The 1064-nt window shown below is 45.6% G+C and carries 1 protein-coding gene; it reads left to right on the forward strand.

The window, feature by feature from the left end; translation table 11 throughout:
* Positions 1-167: 167 nt before the first annotated feature.
* Positions 168-767, forward strand: a complete 600-nt coding sequence (locus RIG68_RS28880; RefSeq protein WP_350130515.1) for a hypothetical protein — start codon at positions 168-170, stop codon at positions 765-767.
* Positions 768-1064 lie beyond the last annotated feature (297 nt).

Below are 1064 nucleotides of genomic sequence, written 5' to 3' on the forward strand. Positions count from 1 at the left end.
GAATGGGGCCCTCGCCGCTAAACTGACGGATGCTGGCTTGGATTGTACGCCACAAATTATAAATTTATCATCGGCGTGGCTATGCGCAAGTGGGCAGCGAAGTGCATAAAACAACCCCACTCGCCATAGCCGGGCGTTATCTTCAATAGACTTGCAGGACGAAAAACTTGAAGAACAAAGCTTTTTACTGGACTGGATTGGTTTGCGGTAGTCTGACTCTATCTGTCGGTGTTGGAATATTTCTGCTATGGTGGGGCGCCAGGGCATTCTTCGCAGTTAGCCTAACTAAGCTTGAAGTGGCTGGGTTAAGCTGGATAGGAATCTCAGCTCCAATTGGGCTGATCGGACTAATAGCCAGTGCAATAGCTGCAGGTTCAGGAGAAAACAGACATTGGTTTAAGGACGCTCTTCCATTCTTAATTGTGCTTGCGAACATACCTGCGCTTTGGATTATTTTGGTCCTCCAATCCAATATTGATGAACGAATGTATTTCGAACTAAGAAATACCTCACGCTACATCATCGAAAATGTATCTCTCGAGTCGGCATCATTTTCAAAGGAGCTGGGTCGACTGAAGCCTGGGAGTACAATGGTGAATTTCTACGTTCCAAAATACCTGGAGGATTGGGATAGTATGCCCGTTGTGGAAGAAGTAACAGTTACCTTCAAAACGATAGATGGGTCAGTGGAAAGGACAATGCCCTATGCTTTGATGGGCTGGTGTCAAAGGATCGTCGTAACTGACAGCCTGACTTTAACGCAGTAAAAGAAGATAACACAAGACTAACAATGAATGGCGGCTTCATCTGTTTTCTGTCATTTGCGGGCTTGGAATCTCCGCCACAAAGTATAATTTTAGTCATCGGCGTGGCTAACTGCGAGTGGAGAGGGAAGTGCATAACATTCCGCCACTCATGTTAGTCGGGCGTTACTTGCAATAGATGAATCGCACGTTCCTTTTCGTAACTATTACTTTAATCTGTGGTTGCACCCACCTTCAAACTGTGACTGAACAGGACTTAAGCAAGCCAGAAGCGACGGATGAATTTGTCGACTTTTTAAC

The sequence above is a fragment of the Imperialibacter sp. genome (genome assembly GCF_040222385.1).
Taxonomy (GTDB): domain Bacteria; phylum Bacteroidota; class Bacteroidia; order Cytophagales; family Cyclobacteriaceae; genus Imperialibacter.